General features: G+C 41.6%; 14 protein-coding genes, 8 tRNA genes and 3 rRNA genes. 21 read left to right on the top strand and 4 right to left on the bottom strand.

The features are described 5' to 3' along the window. Positions 1-20 precede the first annotated feature (20 nt). From alr to rrf, 21 genes are all read left to right on the top strand, one after another. On the top strand, positions 21-1142 hold the full coding sequence (gene alr, locus PSR12_RS21340; RefSeq protein WP_221681410.1) for an alanine racemase: 1122 nt from the start codon (positions 21-23) through the stop codon (positions 1140-1142). Between the two features lie 300 nt (positions 1143-1442). Then, complete coding sequence (locus tag PSR12_RS21335) at positions 1443-1706, top strand: hypothetical protein (protein WP_004232053.1); 264 nt, start codon at positions 1443-1445, stop codon at positions 1704-1706. 4 nt (positions 1707-1710) lie between these two features. Beyond that, entirely contained in the window at positions 1711-2061 is a 351-nt protein-coding gene (locus PSR12_RS21330) for a type II toxin-antitoxin system PemK/MazF family toxin (RefSeq protein ID WP_004232054.1), read from the top strand. A 360-nt stretch (positions 2062-2421) separates the two neighbouring features. Beyond that, complete coding sequence (locus tag PSR12_RS21325; RefSeq protein WP_221681409.1) at positions 2422-2823, top strand: anti-sigma regulatory factor; 402 nt, start codon at positions 2422-2424, stop codon at positions 2821-2823. A gap of 58 nt (positions 2824-2881) precedes the next feature. After that, positions 2882-3832, top strand: a complete 951-nt coding sequence (locus PSR12_RS21320) for a PP2C family protein-serine/threonine phosphatase (protein ID WP_255601420.1) — start codon at positions 2882-2884, stop codon at positions 3830-3832. Positions 3833-3895: 63 nt separating this feature from the next. Continuing rightward, positions 3896-4228 (top strand): STAS domain-containing protein, encoded by a 333-nt coding sequence (locus tag PSR12_RS21315; protein WP_004232057.1) that lies wholly within the window; start codon positions 3896-3898, stop codon positions 4226-4228. Beyond that, complete coding sequence (rsbW, locus tag PSR12_RS21310; RefSeq protein WP_016993413.1) at positions 4228-4698, top strand: anti-sigma B factor RsbW; 471 nt, start codon at positions 4228-4230, stop codon at positions 4696-4698. The genes PSR12_RS21315 and rsbW overlap by 1 nt, the downstream gene beginning before the upstream one ends. Further along, complete coding sequence (gene sigB, locus PSR12_RS21305; RefSeq protein ID WP_221681407.1) at positions 4676-5461, top strand: RNA polymerase sigma factor SigB; 786 nt, start codon at positions 4676-4678, stop codon at positions 5459-5461. Before rsbW ends, sigB begins: the two co-directional genes overlap by 23 nt. A gap of 135 nt (positions 5462-5596) precedes the next feature. Further along, positions 5597-7768: a Tex family protein gene (locus tag PSR12_RS21300; RefSeq protein ID WP_274770446.1), complete on the top strand. Its 2172-nt coding sequence runs from the start codon at positions 5597-5599 to the stop codon at positions 7766-7768. Between the two features lie 67 nt (positions 7769-7835). Further along, on the top strand, positions 7836-8297 hold the full coding sequence (locus tag PSR12_RS21295; RefSeq protein ID WP_053996974.1) for a SprT family protein: 462 nt from the start codon (positions 7836-7838) through the stop codon (positions 8295-8297). Between the two features lie 91 nt (positions 8298-8388). Further along, positions 8389-8465: transfer RNA gene (locus PSR12_RS21290), tRNA-Asn, on the top strand. Position 8466: 1 nt separating this feature from the next. After that, positions 8467-8538: transfer RNA gene (locus PSR12_RS21285), tRNA-Glu, on the top strand. 30 nt (positions 8539-8568) lie between these two features. Next, positions 8569-8644 (top strand) — tRNA-Asp (locus tag PSR12_RS21280). A gap of 5 nt (positions 8645-8649) precedes the next feature. Continuing rightward, a tRNA-Gln gene (locus PSR12_RS21275) sits at positions 8650-8724 on the top strand. A gap of 15 nt (positions 8725-8739) precedes the next feature. Next, positions 8740-8812: transfer RNA gene (locus PSR12_RS21270), tRNA-Lys, on the top strand. A gap of 66 nt (positions 8813-8878) precedes the next feature. Further along, positions 8879-8964, top strand: a tRNA-Leu gene (locus PSR12_RS21265). 18 nt (positions 8965-8982) lie between these two features. Further along, positions 8983-9059, top strand: a tRNA-Arg gene (locus PSR12_RS21260). A gap of 17 nt (positions 9060-9076) precedes the next feature. After that, positions 9077-9150, top strand: a tRNA-Gly gene (locus tag PSR12_RS21255). A 197-nt stretch (positions 9151-9347) separates the two neighbouring features. Further along, a 16S ribosomal RNA gene (locus tag PSR12_RS21250) occupies positions 9348-10900 on the top strand. A gap of 181 nt (positions 10901-11081) precedes the next feature. Further along, positions 11082-14009, top strand: a 23S ribosomal RNA gene (locus PSR12_RS21245). A 190-nt stretch (positions 14010-14199) separates the two neighbouring features. Further along, positions 14200-14315, top strand: a 5S ribosomal RNA gene (rrf, locus tag PSR12_RS21240). The 16S, 23S and 5S rRNA genes sit together here with 8 tRNA genes alongside, the layout of an rRNA operon. Positions 14316-14359: 44 nt before the next feature. Here the strand turns inward: rrf and PSR12_RS21235 are convergent. From PSR12_RS21235 to PSR12_RS21220, 4 genes are all read right to left on the bottom strand, one after another. After that, positions 14360-15814: an alanine/glycine:cation symporter family protein gene (locus tag PSR12_RS21235; RefSeq protein WP_216486224.1), complete on the bottom strand. Its 1455-nt coding sequence runs from the start codon at positions 15812-15814 to the stop codon at positions 14360-14362. Between the two features lie 282 nt (positions 15815-16096). Beyond that, positions 16097-17314 carry an NAD(P)/FAD-dependent oxidoreductase gene (locus tag PSR12_RS21230; protein ID WP_221683033.1) on the bottom strand — a complete coding sequence of 406 codons (1218 nt, stop codon included), beginning with the start codon at positions 17312-17314 and terminating at the stop codon, positions 16097-16099. Next, a complete protein-coding gene (locus PSR12_RS21225) occupies positions 17304-17645 on the bottom strand; it encodes a (2Fe-2S)-binding protein (protein ID WP_221683032.1) in 342 nt (113 codons plus the stop codon). The genes PSR12_RS21230 and PSR12_RS21225 overlap by 11 nt, the downstream gene beginning before the upstream one ends. Next, positions 17642-17911 (bottom strand): (2Fe-2S)-binding protein, encoded by a 270-nt coding sequence (locus PSR12_RS21220; RefSeq protein WP_004224294.1) that lies wholly within the window; start codon positions 17909-17911, stop codon positions 17642-17644. The genes PSR12_RS21225 and PSR12_RS21220 overlap by 4 nt, the downstream gene beginning before the upstream one ends. Positions 17912-18014 lie beyond the last annotated feature (103 nt).

Below are 18014 nucleotides of genomic sequence, written 5' to 3'. Positions count from 1 at the left end.
AAAATAAAGAGGGTATTCTTATGAAGACACAGCAGTTTTTTCGTCCAACCAAAGCAATAATAGACTTACAAGCAATTCAACAAAATGTAAAAAACTTAAAAGAATTTTTACGACCTAATGTTCAAATTATCGCTGTAGTAAAAGCAAATGCGTATGGTCATGGAGATGTAGCCGTTGCACGGGCAGCTCTTGAAGCTGGTGCCACAGTACTTGCAGTGGCAACGCCCGATGAGGCATTACATATTCGAGCACATTTTGAAGAACCAGACATATTAATATTAGGTGCATCTCCAGTTTCATTTGCTCCTTATGCAGCGCAACAACGTATTATACTTACGGCATTTGCCGATGATTGGATGCAGCAAGCTGCTTCTCTTTTAGTGGATGAAGCGCTTCCTTTACGACTTCATATAAAAATAGATAGCGGAATGGGTAGAATAGGTATTCGCTCAGAGCAGGAATTATTAGAGCTCTATCAAACAATACAGTCTACAGATAACATGGAGCTGGATGGAATATTTACACACTTTGCGACAGCTGATGAAGAGGATACGCTACATTTTGATCAACAGGTACAATTTTTTGAGAAATGTTTAGCTGTAATACCTAATAAGCCGCGACTTGTTCATGCATCTAATACAGCAGCCTCATTAGTAAAAGATCCGCATTTACAATATGATGCTGTTAGATTTGGTATTTCAATGTATGGATTATCACCTTCTGCATATGTGAAAAGTATTTTACCTTTTCCTTTGTTACCAGCGTTCTCGCTTGAAAGTGAACTTGTTCATGTAAAGCAAATAAAATCAGGTGATCCAGTTGGCTATGGAGCTACATATGTTGCCCCTACAGATATGTGGATAGGAACAATTCCAATAGGCTATGCAGATGGTGTGATTCGCAAGTTAGGTGGGCAAGAGGTTTTAATTGACGGAAAAAGAATGCCGATTGTTGGACGAATTTGTATGGACCAATGTATGGTTGCCCTACCAAAAGCATATGATATAGGTGAGAAGGTAACACTCATTGGTCGGCAAGGGAATACTGGCGTATCGATCGATGAATGGGCAACAAAGCTCGAAACAATTAATTATGAAATACCATGCATTATAACAACAAGAGTTCCTAGAATATATCTTTAGTTATTTTCATTAGAATTAGTCAAATCTCAATGTAATGTCATGAGCAATGTTCCAAGTTGAATTTGGTAAATAAATTAGCACTGGAGAACTTATTTCTTTTCCAAAACATAGTAATGAGTCATATTTGGAAACACATTGCAATAATAATTATTCAGCATATACCTTCGACAACCAACATATTTTTACAATTTGTACTTCAAATTGTCAGATATTTTGTCATTTCATGTCTTTTCAACAATATCTTTCAATGATAGAATGAGAAGTAATGAAAAGTGTATGGTTCCGTTGGAGGTGCTTGCTGTGTACGAGAAAAAGTTAAGAGAAGCTACAATTGCTGTTCAAGACAGACTATTTCTACAAACAAAGGAAGTAATTGAAGGTGAATCTTTTGTGCGTATTTTGGCGCGCAAAAATTTAATGCAGGAGCAACCAAATCAAATACGGGAAGCTATGATTAAAGGATATGTTGAAATGTCTCATATTAATTTAATGATTGCGAGCGAATGCTTGCATGCAGAGTATGAAGCACAACATATGGTGGAGCGTCTCGTTAGCGGGGGATGACACTTTGAATGTAAAACGTGGTGACGTTTTTTTTGCAGACTTATCACCGGTAATAGGTTCTGAACAAGGAGGCACTAGGCCGGTGCTGATTATTCAAAATGATATTGGCAATCGATTTAGTCCGACTGTCATCATCGCAGCTATCACTGCACAGATTCAAAAGGCAAAGTTACCGACACACGTTGAAATCAATGCTGAAAAGTATGGTTTTGAACGTGATTCGGTTATTTTGCTAGAACAAGTGCGAACAATTGATAAGTCAAGATTGACGGATCGTATTACGCAACTTGATCATGCTGTGATGGAAAAAGTTGATGGTGCGTTGATGATTAGTTTAGGTCTAGTTAAATTTTGATATACATATGTGTATAGAAGCATCGAGATTATGAAATCTCGATGCTTTTTTGTCTTATATGCTGAAATGTATTTACTATAATTTGGATTACTATAGATCTTGTTCAGCAAACGATTTTGCTACGAAAGATGAAGTGCCTGAAATAATTAAGCCAAGGTGTAATTGATAAATGTTACAAAAAGCTTTAAGATATACACAAGATTTTTAATAAAAATAGATTTTTGAAAAAATTCTTAAAAGGTATATGAAAATCTACATAGAATATTCCATTTATAGAGGCGATTAATTCAACTTAAATTATGGCAAGCAGGTTGAATAAAAGTGTTAGAGTATAACTCCAAAAGAAATGGAGGGACAGCAGTGACATATAGGTCTTCGGTTGAAATTATTACAGAGTGGGATATTGTTGCAGCTAGACAACTGGGGCGCAATGAAGCAAAAGCACTTGGATTTGGCACTGTTGATCAAGCCCGCATCACCACGGCAATTAGTGAATTAGCACGAAATATATATTTATATGCAAGTAAAGGCGTCATAGAAATTGAAAGGGTTGAGGCGGATACTGAAAAGAAAATAGTTGTTGTTGCAATAGATCAAGGGCCTGGTATTAAAGATGTTCGTAAAGTAATGGAGGATGGTTATTCCACCTCGGGGGGGCTAGGTGCTGGTTTGCCAGGTGTTAAACGATTGATGGATAGTTTAGATATTCAATCTGTCATTGGAGAGGGAACAACAATAAGAGCGGAAAAATGGTTGCGTTAGGACGTGAAGAAAACTGAAACAATTAGAAGCTCAGTATAAAAAAATATTAGCAGATTATATGGTCAACCAAACAGAAAGAAATTTATATATCGCTCAGAACTTCACACGTCAGTTAATTCAAAAAAATATCTCTCCCGAGGATGTTATTAGCATTCATAAAAATGCTGTAGAACAAATATTTCCGAATCAAATGAACGACTCACAGCCTGCTTATGATTTTTTGATTGAAGTAATGGTGCATTATGGAATGGCACATAGAGAGCATCAAAGTTTACTTCAAAAGCAAGCTGAATATGAAATGGAAATGAAAATAGCGACAAACATCCAAAAAACATTATTGAAAACTTATGTGCCGAATATGCAAAATATTGATATAGGTATGATTTCAGTACCTATTCGAAAAATGAACGGCGATTATGTACATTTTTTTCATGATGGAGAAGAATATTTGAGTGTGGCTGTGACAGATGTTGTCGGTAAAGGAGTTCCTGCTGCTTTATGTATGTCGATGGTGAAATATGGACTTGAAACATTGGTATATGCATATAAAGATCCCTCATATGTTTTAGAAGTTATTAATAGGGTAATAGAAAAAGGTGTGGATGACAGTATGTTTGTTTCGATGTTTTATGGTTGCTTAGATGTAGAGCAAAACATTTTTTCTTATGCTTCGGCAGGCCATGAACCAGCTTTACATTATAGTGCAAAGAACGATCAGTTCTTTACCTTAGAGGCTAAAGGTTTACTACTGGGTGTATTGTCTGAAACAAACTATACGTTTCATGAAATTGTTTTAGAAGAAAATGATTTGATTATTATGATGACCGACGGTGTGACAGAATTTAGAGTGAAAGAGGAATTAAATTCGCGAGAGGTAATCACAACTTTAATAAAGGAAAATAGACATTTATCTGCCCAGCAATTGTGTCAGCTCCTTTATAAGGAAATAGAGAGAGTGCAAAATTTTAAACTATTTGATGATTTTACTGTAGTTATTTTAAAAAAATAGGTTTAAGTTTTAATTGAACAGGGTACAGAAAATAGTCTAACAAATATGGTGGAGGTGTGCTGTATGGACGTAACGATACATTTTAAAGAAATTGATCATAAATTATTTGGCTTTGTTGAGGGTGAGATTGATACGTTTACTGCTTCAGGATTACGAGAGGAATTAGAAGCTGTAAAGATTACAGAGGGTTTAGAAATTGAACTTGATTTATCAAAGGTAAATTACATGGATAGTACAGGGCTTGGGATTTTTGTTGCCTTTTATAAGAGAGCATTACGTGAAAATGGTAAAGTAAAGCTCGTTGGTTTATCGAATAGGTTACAAAGATTATTTGAAATTACTGGTCTTAGTGATTTGATGGATATCGAAACTGATAAAAAGGTGGAATTAAGATAATGAAGGAATTTGACTATATTGAAATTAGAGTTCCTGCTAAACCGCAATTTGTCAGTGTCATTCGATTAACTGTCTCGGGCTTAGCGAGTAGGATTGGTTTTAATTATGATGATATTGAAGATTTAAAAATTGCAGCAAGTGAGGCTGTGACAAATGTTGTTCACCATGCTTATAAAGACGAAGAAGAGGGTGAAATTGTCATCGGGTGTGCGCTGTATGACAATAAAATGGAAATGATGATTGCAGATTACGGCAATAGTTTTAATTTTGAAGAGATTAAATCTAAGATTGGGCCGTATCATCCTGAAGAAAGTATTGCAGGGCTAAGAGAAGGTGGTTTGGGGCTTTATTTAATGGAAACTTTGATGGATGAGGTGATGATCAATAACGATGGTGGCGTAACTGTCTTCATGACAAAGTATGTCACTAGGGAGCAGGTGGAGAAAAATGTCGAAAGAATCACTACATAAATCTTCATCTAAAGAAGATGTACTTAAGTGGATTGAATTGTACCAGTCAACAGAGGATGATGAAGCACAAACCAATTTAGTGATTCATTATCGATATCTAGTTGAATCTATAGCTCGTAAATATTCGAATGGTAAATCTTATTATGATGATATTGTTCAAGTAGGGATGCTGGGATTGTTAGGTGCAATAAGACGTTTTGATCCGAATGTTGGTCGTAGTTTTGAAGCTTTTGCGGTGCCAACAATTGTTGGGGAAATCAAACGTTTTTTACGTGATAAAACATGGGATGTGCATGTGCCTAGACGTATAAAGGAACTTGGGCCGAGGATTAAATCAACGGTGGAGGCGCTGACAAGTGAGTTGCAGCGTTCTCCATCCATTAAAGATATTGCTGAACGATTAGAAGTAGCAGAAGAAGAGGTACTAGAAGCTATGGAAATGAGCCGTAGTTATCAAGCTCTTTCTATGGACCATTCGATAGAGTCAGACTCAGACGGTAGTACAGTCACGTTATTCGATATTTTAGGCAGGGAAGACGATGGCTATGAAATGACAAATAAACGAATGATTGTTCAAGATGCGCTGGTCGTTTTGAATGAGAGGGAAAAACAAATTATTCAGCTTACATATCTAGAGCAACTTAGTCAAAAAGAAGCTGGAGAACGATTAGGGATTTCTCAAATGCATGTATCGAGGATACAAAGGAAAGCAATAAAGAAATTACAAGAGGCTATTCTAGCAAGTGGCGGTGTTTCGCTCTAATCTTTCGTGGGTGTTTAATGAAAAATACCTTTAAAGTGAATGGAAATAGTCTACTCATATTCGTCTGAGTAGACTATTTTTTTGCATTTTTAGTAAAGTGTAATGGTAAAATGAAAAGAAAAAGGTAGTGATGATGTGGAGCAAAAGCAAATGTTACAGCTCATTGCAAAGGATGTAACAGTCAAACCAGGGCAAGTAGAGGCTGTAATTAACTTATTAGAAGAGGGAAATACGGTACCATTTATTGCGCGCTATCGAAAAGAGGTTACAGGATCACTCGATGAGGTGCAAATTAAAGCTGTAGAAGATCGTTATCACTACATACAGCAACTTGAACAACGAAAAGAAGAAGTTATACGATTAATCCAAGAGCAAGAAAAGCTTACACTAGAATTAGAGCAGGCTATTCTTTCTGCAACAATCTTACAACGTGTTGAGGATTTATATAGACCTTATAAGCAAAAACGACGTACAAAGGCGACGATTGCAAAAGAGAAAGGTTTAGAGCCTCTTGCAGATCTCTTATTAGCATTTAGTGATGATGCATTAGAGCAATTAGCAACTGACTTTGTGGACAATGAACAAGTTGCCAATACGGAAGAAGCCCTAATAGGAGCTCGAGATATATTAGCAGAACGCTTTGCGGACGATGCCTCTATTCGTGAAAAAATCCGAGCTTATTCATGGAAAGATGGAATTCTTGTGACGTCTGTGAAAAATACAGAAATCGACAAGAAAAATGTTTTTGAAATGTATTACGCATATGAAGAGCCTGTTAGTCGCATTGTACCACACCGTATTTTAGCGATAAACCGAGGAGAGAAAGAAGAAATCTTAAAGGTTTCTATTCATGTGCCGGTGGACCGAGTATTAATGATTATGTGGAAAGAATGGATACCTGCAACTGGTTCGTCTCCTGCTATTGCAGAAGTTAAACTAGCAATCGAGGATTCGTACAAGCGTTTAATTCAGCCTTCAATTGAAAGGGAATTACGAAACGAGCTTACAGAAAAAGCTGAGGCACAGGCTATTCATATTTTTTCCGAAAATTTACGTAACCTATTGCTACAGCCACCTATGAAAGGTAAATATGTTTTAGGGGTTGATCCAGCTTACCGTACAGGTTGCAAGCTAGCAGTTGTAGATGAAACTGGGAAAATGCTTGAGGTTACAGCTATTTACCCACATCCACCGAAACCAGATGTAGCAAAATCCAAAGCTATTGTAAAAGGAATTTTGGCAAAGTATCCAATAAGTATAATTGCCATTGGTAATGGTACAGCATCTCGAGAGACAGAACAATTTATCGCGGATGTATTAAACGAGCTTACTACTGAAATAGCCTATGTGATTGTCAATGAAGCGGGGGCATCTGTTTATTCAGCGTCTGAAATTGCACGTACAGAATTTCCTGATTTACAGGTTGAACAACGTAGTGCTGTCTCCATTGCACGTCGCTTACAGGATCCTTTATCAGAGTTAGTGAAAATTGAACCAAAAGCTGTGGGTGTAGGTCAGTATCAGCATGATGTTTCTCAAAAAAAATTAAATGAATCACTATCTTTTATAGTAGAAACTGCTGTTAACCAAGTTGGTGTTGATGTAAATACGGCTTCATCATCACTCTTACAATACGTTTCTGGTCTATCAAAAACTGTTGCGGAGAATATCGTAAAGACGCGAGAGGAAAATGGTCAATTTACTACACGTGCGCAATTAAAGAAGATTCCAAGGTTAGGCGCCAAAACGTATGAACAAGCTATTGGTTTCCTACGTGTCCCAGAAGCAAAAAATCCGTTTGATGCTACAGGTATTCACCCTGAGAGCTATGCTCTTGCTGAGCAAATATTAGCAGAGGCTCAAATAGATAAAAAAGAGTTAGGGACACAGAAGGCAGAGGAAGCTATTGCAGCACTAAATATCCAAAAGTTAAGTGATGTGCTTGGAGTAGGAGTCGTGACAATTCAAGATATCGTGGATACTTTAATGAAACCTAGTCGTGACCCACGTGATGCATTCCCACAACCATTGCTTAAGACTGATGTATTAAAAATGGAAGATTTAAAAGTAGGTATGGAATTGCAGGGAACGGTAAGAAATGTAGTAGATTTCGGCGCATTTGTTGACATTGGCGTGAAGCAAGATGGACTTGTGCATATTTCTAAACTCCAAAATAAACGTATTAAGCATCCATTAGAAGTTGTGGCGCTTGGGGATATTGTAACTGTCTGGGTTGAACAAATAGATGTAACGAAAGGACGTATCTCTTTAACGATGCTTCCACCTAAAAATCAAGTATTAGTTTGAGTACTAAATTTTTGCCACACTGTCTATACTACGCAGTGTGGTATTCTTGTTGTTAGAGGTGATTACTATGGACAATCAAGAATTACAAGAGCTTGTTCGTCGCTTATCTTTAGAAAACTTTCAGAGGCCATTTCTGCATCAAGCCTACTTTAATGCGAGATTACGTTCAACGGGAGGACGATATCTTTTACAATCCCATAATATTGAGATTAATCCTAAAGCCTATGAGTTATATGGTTTGGAGGAAATTCAAGGTATTGTTTTACACGAATTATGCCATTATCACCTACATATTGAAGGTAAAGGGTATCAGCATCGAGATAAAGATTTTAGAGAATTATTAAGGAAAGTAGATGCCCCCCGATTTTGTGCAGTTTTACATGTCCCTAAAGCTACAGTTAAAAAACAGCGACGACGCTATACATATACTTGTGTCAATTGCCACCAATTATATATACGGAAAATAAAAATGAATGTTGAAAAGTATTGTTGCAGTAAGTGTTTGGGGAAATTAAAATTAGTGGAGTAAAAAAAGTTTGAAAAATAGTTGACGTTTTGTTGAGTTGTCCCTATAATAGTAAAAGTCGACAAGATAACGGCGACAACATAACATGAATTATTCCGAAGTAGCTCAGTTGGTAGTAGCACCTGACTGTTAATCAGGTTGTCGCAGGTTCGAGTCCTGCCTTCGGAGCCATGGCCCCTTGGTCAAGTGGTTAAGACACCGCCCTTTCACGGCGGTAACACGGGTTCGAATCCCGTAGGGGTCATTTTTCATAATTTAATGTATATAATATTTTGGTCCCGTGGTGTAGCGGTTAACATGCCTGCCTGTCACGCAGGAGATCGCCGGTTCGATCCCGGTCGGGACCGCCACTTATTGGGGTATAGCCAAGCGGTAAGGCAACGGATTTTGATTCCGTCATGCCTAGGTTCGAATCCTAGTACCCCAGCCATTCATTTCTTAATTCGAGCCATTAGCTCAGTTGGTAGAGCATCTGACTTTTAATCAGAGGGTCGAAGGTTCGAGTCCTTCATGGCTCATCTCTTTAAGAAAAAGAGTTGACTTTTCGAATTATCATAGTATAATAAAAAAGTTACTAATCGAATGCGGTCGTGGCGGAACGGCAGACGCGCTAGGTTGAGGGCCTAGTGGGGGCAACCCCGTGGAGGTTCAAGTCCTCTCGGCCGCACCAAGTCAATTAATTTCATATGCGCCCGTAGCTCAATTGGATAGAGCGTCTGACTACGGATCAGAAGGTTGTGGGTTCGACTCCTGCCGGGCGCGCCATTTTTAAGAAAATATATGCGGGTGTAGTTTAATGGTAAAACCTCAGCCTTCCAAGCTGATGTCGTGAGTTCGATTCTCATCACCCGCTCCAAAAAAAGTATTGACAACCTCTTGGTTGTATGATAAATTTAAATAGTTGTCCAAAAGGGCAACGACATGAACCTTGAAAACTGAACAAGCAAAACGTAATCAATAAAGTTTTAAGTAGCTAGTTTAGCTAGTGAACGAAACACAATTTTGGACATCAAACATGATGCCAGCAAAACAATTTGAGCTAATCAAATTTCTTTTATGGAGAGTTTGATCCTGGCTCAGGACGAACGCTGGCGGCGTGCCTAATACATGCAAGTCGAGCGAACAGAAAAGGAGCTTGCTCCTTTGACGTTAGCGGCGGACGGGTGAGTAACACGTGGGCAACCTACCCTATAGTTTGGGATAACTCCGGGAAACCGGGGCTAATACCGAATAATCTCTTTTGCTTCATGGCAAGAGACTGAAAGACGGCATCTCGCTGTCGCTATAGGATGGGCCCGCGGCGCATTAGCTAGTTGGTGAGGTAACGGCTCACCAAGGCGACGATGCGTAGCCGACCTGAGAGGGTGATCGGCCACACTGGGACTGAGACACGGCCCAGACTCCTACGGGAGGCAGCAGTAGGGAATCTTCCACAATGGGCGAAAGCCTGATGGAGCAACGCCGCGTGAGTGAAGAAGGTTTTCGGATCGTAAAACTCTGTTGTAAGGGAAGAACAAGTACAGTAGTAACTGGCTGTACCTTGACGGTACCTTATTAGAAAGCCACGGCTAACTACGTGCCAGCAGCCGCGGTAATACGTAGGTGGCAAGCGTTGTCCGGAATTATTGGGCGTAAAGCGCGCGCAGGCGGTCCTTTAAGTCTGATGTGAAAGCCCACGGCTCAACCGTGGAGGGTCATTGGAAACTGGGGGACTTGAGTGCAGAAGAGGAAAGTGGAATTCCAAGTGTAGCGGTGAAATGCGTAGAGATTTGGAGGAACACCAGTGGCGAAGGCGACTTTCTGGTCTGTAACTGACGCTGAGGCGCGAAAGCGTGGGGAGCAAACAGGATTAGATACCCTGGTAGTCCACGCCGTAAACGATGAGTGCTAAGTGTTAGGGGGTTTCCGCCCCTTAGTGCTGCAGCTAACGCATTAAGCACTCCGCCTGGGGAGTACGGTCGCAAGACTGAAACTCAAAGGAATTGACGGGGGCCCGCACAAGCGGTGGAGCATGTGGTTTAATTCGAAGCAACGCGAAGAACCTTACCAGGTCTTGACATCCCGTTGACCACTGTAGAGATATAGTTTCCCCTTCGGGGGCAACGGTGACAGGTGGTGCATGGTTGTCGTCAGCTCGTGTCGTGAGATGTTGGGTTAAGTCCCGCAACGAGCGCAACCCTTGATCTTAGTTGCCATCATTTAGTTGGGCACTCTAAGGTGACTGCCGGTGACAAACCGGAGGAAGGTGGGGATGACGTCAAATCATCATGCCCCTTATGACCTGGGCTACACACGTGCTACAATGGACGATACAAACGGTTGCCAACTCGCGAGAGGGAGCTAATCCGATAAAGTCGTTCTCAGTTCGGATTGTAGGCTGCAACTCGCCTACATGAAGCCGGAATCGCTAGTAATCGCGGATCAGCATGCCGCGGTGAATACGTTCCCGGGCCTTGTACACACCGCCCGTCACACCACGAGAGTTTGTAACACCCGAAGTCGGTGAGGTAACCTTTTGGAGCCAGCCGCCGAAGGTGGGATAGATGATTGGGGTGAAGTCGTAACAAGGTAGCCGTATCGGAAGGTGCGGCTGGATCACCTCCTTTCTAAGGATTATTTCGGAATACAAACCTTGGGTTTGTACGATTACGTTTTGCGTTCAGTTTTGAAGGTTCATTCTATCTGAATGAAACACTTCAAAACTTGTTCTTTGAAAACTGGATAAAACGACATTGAAATTGTAACAAACACATTTATTTTTTAAGTTTTTTATAGGCTTAATAACTTGGTTAAGTTATTAAGGGCGCACGGCGAATGCCTTGGCACTAGGAGCCGAAGAAGGACGGCACTAACACCGATATGCTTCGGGGAGCTGTAAGTGAGCTTTGATCCGGAGATTTCCGAATGGGGGAACCCACTACGTTTAATCGCGTAGTATCTTGACGTGAATACATAGCGTCTTGAAGGCAGACCCAGGGAACTGAAACATCTAAGTACCTGGAGGAAGAGAAAGAAAAATCGATTCCCTGAGTAGCGGCGAGCGAAACGGGAAGAGCCCAAACCAAGAGGCTTGCCTCTTGGGGTTGTAGGACACTCAATACGGAGTTACAAAAGAGCGAGTTAGATGAAGCGACTTGGAAAGGTCCGCCAGAGCAGGTAAAAGCCCTGTAGTCGAAAGTTCGTTCTCTCCTGAGTGGATCCTGAGTACGGCGGAACACGTGAAATTCCGTCGGAATCCGGGAGGACCATCTCCCAAGGCTAAATACTACCTAGTGACCGATAGTGAACCAGTACCGTGAGGGAAAGGTGAAAAGCACCCCGGAAGGGGAGTGAAAGAGATCCTGAAACCGTGTGCCTACAAGTAGTTAGAGCCCGTTAATGGGTGATAGCGTGCCTTTTGTAGAATGAACCGGCGAGTTACGATTACGTGCGAGGTTAAGCTTTAGAAGGCGGAGCCGCAGCGAAAGCGAGTCTGAATAGGGCGAAATAGTACGTGGTCGTAGACCCGAAACCAGGTGATCTACCCATGTCCAGGGTGAAGGTGAGGTAACACTTACTGGAGGCCCGAACCCACGCACGTTGAAAAGTGCGGGGATGAGGTGTGGGTAGCGGAGAAATTCCAATCGAACTTGGAGATAGCTGGTTCTCTCCGAAATAGCTTTAGGGCTAGCCTCGTGATGAGAATACTGGAGGTAGAGCACTGTTTGGACTAGGGGGCCATCCCGGTTTACCGAATTCAGACAAACTCCGAATGCCAGATATTTATACACGGGAGTCAGACTGCGAGTGATAAGATCCGTAGTCAAAAGGGAAACAGCCCAGACCACCAGCTAAGGTCCCAAAGTAATCGTTAAGTGGAAAAGGATGTGGCGTTGCACAGACAACCAGGATGTTGGCTTAGAAGCAGCCATCATTTAAAGAGTGCGTAATAGCTCACTGGTCGAGTGACGCTGCGCCGAAAATGTATCGGGGCTAAACGATTCACCGAAGCTGTGGATTGACATCTACGATGTCAGTGGTAGGAGAGCGTTCTAAGTGCGTTGAAGTCAGACCGGAAGGACTGGTGGAGCGCTTAGAAGTGAGAATGCCGGTATGAGTAGCGAAAGACGGGTGAGAATCCCGTCCACCGTATGACTAAGGTTTCCTGAGGAAGGCTCGTCCGCTCAGGGTTAGTCGGGACCTAAGCCGAGGCCGATAGGCGTAGGCGATGGACAACAGGTTGATATTCCTGTACCACCTCCTCACCGTTTGAGAAATGGGGGGACGCAGTAGGATAGGGTAAGCGCGCCGTTGGTTGTGCGCGTCCAAGCAGTAAGGCGTGTGTGTAGGCAAATCCGCACACTGTAACGTTGAGCTGTGATGGCGAGTCCGTATGGACGAAGTTCCTGATTTCACACTGCCAAGAAAAGCCTCTATCGAGGTGAGAGGTGCCCGTACCGCAAACCGACACAGGTAGTCGAGGAGAGAATCCTAAGGTGTGCGAGAGAACTCTCGTTAAGGAACTCGGCAAAATGACCCCGTAACTTCGGGAGAAGGGGTGCTCTTGAGCGTGCAAGCGCATGAGAGCCGCAGTGAATAGGCCCAGGCGACTGTTTAGCAAAAACACAGGTCTCTGCAAAACCGTAAGGTGACGTATAGGGGCTGACGCCTGCCCGGTGCTGGAAGGTTAAGAGGAGTGGTTAGCGCAAGCGAAGCTGCGAATTGAAGCCCCAGTAAACGGCGGCCGTAACTATAACGGTCCTAAGGTAGCGAAATTCCTTGTCGGGTAAGTTCCGACCCGCACGAAAGGCGTAACGATCTGGGCACTGTCTCAACGAGAGACTCGGTGAAATTATAGTACCTGTGAAGATGCAGGTTACCCGCGACAGGACGGAAAGACCCCGTGGAGCTTTACTGTAGCCTGATATTGAATTTTGGTACAACTTGTACAGGATAGGTAGGAGCCAGAGATCTCGGAGCGCCAGCTTCGAAGGAGGCGTCGGTGGGATACTACCCTGGTTGTATTGAAATTCTAACCCATGCCCCTTAGCGGGGCAGGAGACAGTGTCAGGCGGACAGTTTGACTGGGGCGGTCGCCTCCTAAAAGGTAACGGAGGCGCCCAAAGGTTCCCTCAGAATGGTTGGAAATCATTCGTAGAGTGTAAAGGCACAAGGGAGCTTGACTGCGAGACCTACAAGTCGAGCAGGGTCGAAAGACGGGCTTAGTGATCCGGTGGTTCCGCATGGAAGGGCCATCGCTCAACGGATAAAAGCTACCCCGGGGATAACAGGCTTATCTCCCCCAAGAGTCCACATCGACGGGGAGGTTTGGCACCTCGATGTCGGCTCATCGCATCCTGGGGCTGTAGTCGGTCCCAAGGGTTGGGCTGTTCGCCCATTAAAGCGGTACGCGAGCTGGGTTCAGAACGTCGTGAGACAGTTCGGTCCCTATCCGTCGTGGGCGTAGGAAATTTGAGAGGAGCTGTCCTTAGTACGAGAGGACCGGGATGGACACACCGCTGGTGTACCAGTTGTCTTGCCAAAGGCATCGCTGGGTAGCTATGTGTGGACGGGATAAGTGCTGAAAGCATCTAAGCATGAAGCCCCCCTCAAGATGAGATTTCCCATTACGCAAGTAAGTAAGATCCCTCAAAGACGATGAGGTAGATAGGTTCGAGGTGGAAGTGTGGTGACACATGGAGCTGACGAATACTAATCGATCGAGGACTTAACCAAAACGTTTGAAACATTCAATGCACCGTTTATCCAGTTTTGAAAGAACAAATCTTTCAATAAAAAAGAGAGCTTCAAGACACAAGTAGTACAAGGAAGCAAATGAGTGATTGAAGGAGCGTACTTTTGTACGTGACTGATTGAACGAGAGCAGCTGACGCAGTAATACGCCGTGTATTGGAGGTCGAATAAGTCTAGTGATGATGGCAAAGAGGTCACACCCGTTCCCATACCGAACACGGAAGTTAAGCTCTTTAGCGCCGATGGTAGTTGGGGGCTTCCCCCTGTGAGAGTAGGACGTCGCTAGGCAACAAAAACAGTCAGCTGAGTGCTGACTGTTTTTTATTTCATACTTATTTCTTCTTTTTAAATCTATCACTGTATGCAATCCAAAAATCGGCGTTTTCAATGCCAACCTCACGTGGATCGAAAATAGGATCCAGGCCTGCCTTCTTTTGACGATCATAATCACGCAAAACTTTAATAGCAGGTTTTGATAATAAAACGATTACAATAAAGTTTAAATAGCTCATACTTCCGAATCCAATATCCCCCAATCCCCACATAAGGCTCACAGATTGAATGCTTCCGATGTAAACGACTATTAAAAAAACTATTTTTAAAACGAATTTTAATATTGGATATTGTAATTTCTTATCTAGATATACAATTGTCGTTTCTGCTATATAATAGTATGCCATTAAAGTTGTAAAGGCAAAAAGGAAAATGGCAATGGCTACAAAACTACTTCCAAGATTATGAAATACAGTAGATACAGCGGCTTGCGTATAAGCAGTACCTGCAACAAGGCCTGGAACGTTCTCTACAAGCGGTGTTGTAGCGCCAGGAGGTGTTACATTATACATACCTGTTATTAAAATCATTAAAGCCGTTGCTGTGCAAACGATTATCGTATCAATATAAATCGAGAAACCTTGGACTAAACCTTGTTTAGCTGGGTGTGTTACTTCAGCGGCAGCTGAACTGAATGTTGCTTCACCTGCACCAGCCACATTTGAAAATACTGAACGTCTTACACCCCAGGCAATAGCCGCTCCAACGATACCTCCGAATATTTCATTTGTACCAAATGCGCTTGTAACGATTAATTTAAGCATTCCAGGAATTTCACTTAAATTAGCTCCTAAAATAATGATTGTTAATAGAACATAAGCAAGCGCCATAATTGGGACAACTTTATCTGCTACTCGTGCAATCCGCTTAATGCCACCAAAAATGATTAATGCTAAAAGTACAACAATAATTATACCTGTTACAAATGGTGGAAAATGAAATGCTGTATCAAATGAAGCAGCTATTGTGTTTGCTTGAATCCCTGGCACTAAAATTCCATACGAAATACAAATTACGATTGCTACAAAGATGGCAAATCCTTTTAATTTTAACCCTTTTTCAATATAATAGGGAGATCCACCACGATATTGATTATCCGCCTTTTCTTTGTATACTTGTGCTAAAGTTGATTCGATGAATGCACTTGCTCCACCGAGGAAGGCCATAACTCCCATCCAAAATACTGCACCGGGTCCCCCAGCAGCAATAGCAGTTGCCACCCCAGCAATATTACCAACCCCGACACGTCCAGACAACGCCATACAGAAAGCTTGAAAAGAAGAGATGCCTTCGTTCGTTTCCCCTCGTTGACGCAATAACCGTATCATCTCAGGAATATAACGAAATTGAACAGCTTTTGTAATAACAGTGAAATATAAGCCTACACCTAATGCTAAGTAAACGAGTGCATTTCCCCAAATGTAATCAACTAAAGTATTTACGATTGCTTCCATTTATTCTCCCCCTTAAAGAATCATTTCACAGCCCACATCCTTGTTTCTTCCTCTATCGTTCTATAGAAACCCTCCTTTCAACTTTTATTTCTACTAATGGATAATGCATTTTTTATGCCAATAATTGAGCTTCATGTTTTTTCGACAACGAAACGAATGGGTTAAGGCTATAAAAAAATAAAAAATCTTTCTCTTAAAAAGCTAGAGAAAGATTTTTTATAGGAACAATTGATTTAAAAACTGTATACACTTTTTTACTTTTGTCTAAAAAAATGGACATAATTAACTTAGCGTATGTGACAAAGTTTGTGACCATATTTCCTTCATTTTTTGACGACCTACTAAAACTTCCGGATGGAATTGGATATGGGCATTAGCCCTTGTTGTTTCTACATCTTCAATTGCTTGTTGAATGTCTAGTTGCGTAACGCTAGCACCTAACTTGGATGCAATAGTGAGGGCAGCAACTTTTCCTTGTGCGAATGCTACTTTTGCGCCTTCAATTCCTGTAATATTGCCCGCAACATGTAAGCCTGTTAAGTTCGTCTCCATTTGTTCATTATGTAGAGGGACGAATCCGCCTAATTGTTCAATATAATGGAAGGGGCAACCTGCTAAAGAGGCCAATTCTGCTAACGGATATAATCCTCCTGCGATACAAACAAAATCTACATCAATGCGTTTCTCACTGCCTGGAACAATAGAACCATCTATATTGACTGTTGCAAGAACAACACCTTCAACTTGGTCTTTACCCACAATTTCAATAACAGCTTTTCGCAACATAATTGGAATCCCCCACATTCTAACCCCATCTTTAGGATAGAATGTAATCCCAAGTTTCTTTAGGAATTCATTTTTCATAAACTTACTACCAATTTTTATAAGTGGAGAAGGGGCCATATGAGAAACATGCAATAAAGAATTCATTACCTCTAATGGATTACTACTATTAATTGTTAATAAATTGGCTGCAGGTAATGTGATAGCTGCCACTTGCACGTCAGCGATTTGCAACTCCATAGCAATTGCAGAAGAAAGCACATTAACACCAATAATAACGCCGCGCTTGCCGGGCTTTACCCGATGCACATTTGTCATGACTTGCGCAGCCCCTACAGACATCACACCAGGCAACGTCCATCCTGGAATAGGGAACGGTGATTCAGCGGCACCTGTAGCTAAGAGCAACTGCTTTGTATGGAAAACACCTTTATTCGTATGGAGTACCCAATCTTGATCTATTTTTTCTAAATCTGAAACTGACGTTTGTAAAGAAAACTCGACATTCAATTCTTTAGCACGAGCTAATAATCGTTCGGATTCTACTATGCCATTCCACCATTTATTTGGGCTTTCTTCGTAAAGTTGTCCAAGTAAACGTCCGCCTGCATAAAGGTACTCATCTATAACAACAACGCCAATATTTTTTTCAGCCAAAGTAATAGCTGCAGAAAGACCAGCAGGACCAGCACCGATAATAATTACTTTATTTCCCATGATGTTTCCTCCAATCACGTACCGTCGTTGGAAGTACTTTGCCACTCTTTACAACCATACCTTCAGTGACTGGCGTAATACATGCACGTTCTCCATCTAAGCCGTTGATATTTACACGGCATTCAAAGCAATGACCAATATTACAATAAATACCACGTGGATGACCGGTTTCCTCATGCACGCGTAATGTGCGGATATCTTGGGAAAGTAATGCAGCTGCTAATGATTCGCCTTTATATGCTTCGTATAATTGATCATCAAAAGTAAAAGATACTTTTTCCTTGTGTGGCAGATCTCCCAAAATAGGATGACTCATAATACGTTCTGTCATGATTTAACCTCCCCTAAATCCGCAAAACGCACCGGACGAATGGGCGCTTGGTATTTTAATGATATGTCATTATTGCTTCTTGGCTGATAGATATGTGCGATTTGGTCTACCATTGTACGACAAGTACGACCACCACAGTAGCCCATTCCCGCACGCGTACGTAATTTTAGTTCTCGTGCAGAACAATTATATTCAGATGCTGTTTTGACTAGTTCATCGAAGCTAACTTCTTCACAACGACATACCATCATAGTTTTATTTTGCATAGCCTACACCCCTAATACGCAATTTTTATTTACATATATAGTTACTGCAAAAACTATGCCAGATAATTTCTTTTATTATTTTAATCAGCATCCAACGAATGTA

This window comes from Lysinibacillus sp. G01H (assembly GCF_028872195.1).
In the GTDB taxonomy this organism is placed as follows: Bacteria; Bacillota; Bacilli; order Bacillales_A; family Planococcaceae; genus Lysinibacillus; species Lysinibacillus capsici.
The sequence above is the reverse complement of the archived record's forward strand: the minus strand, read 5'-3'. Positions and strand labels throughout refer to the sequence as shown.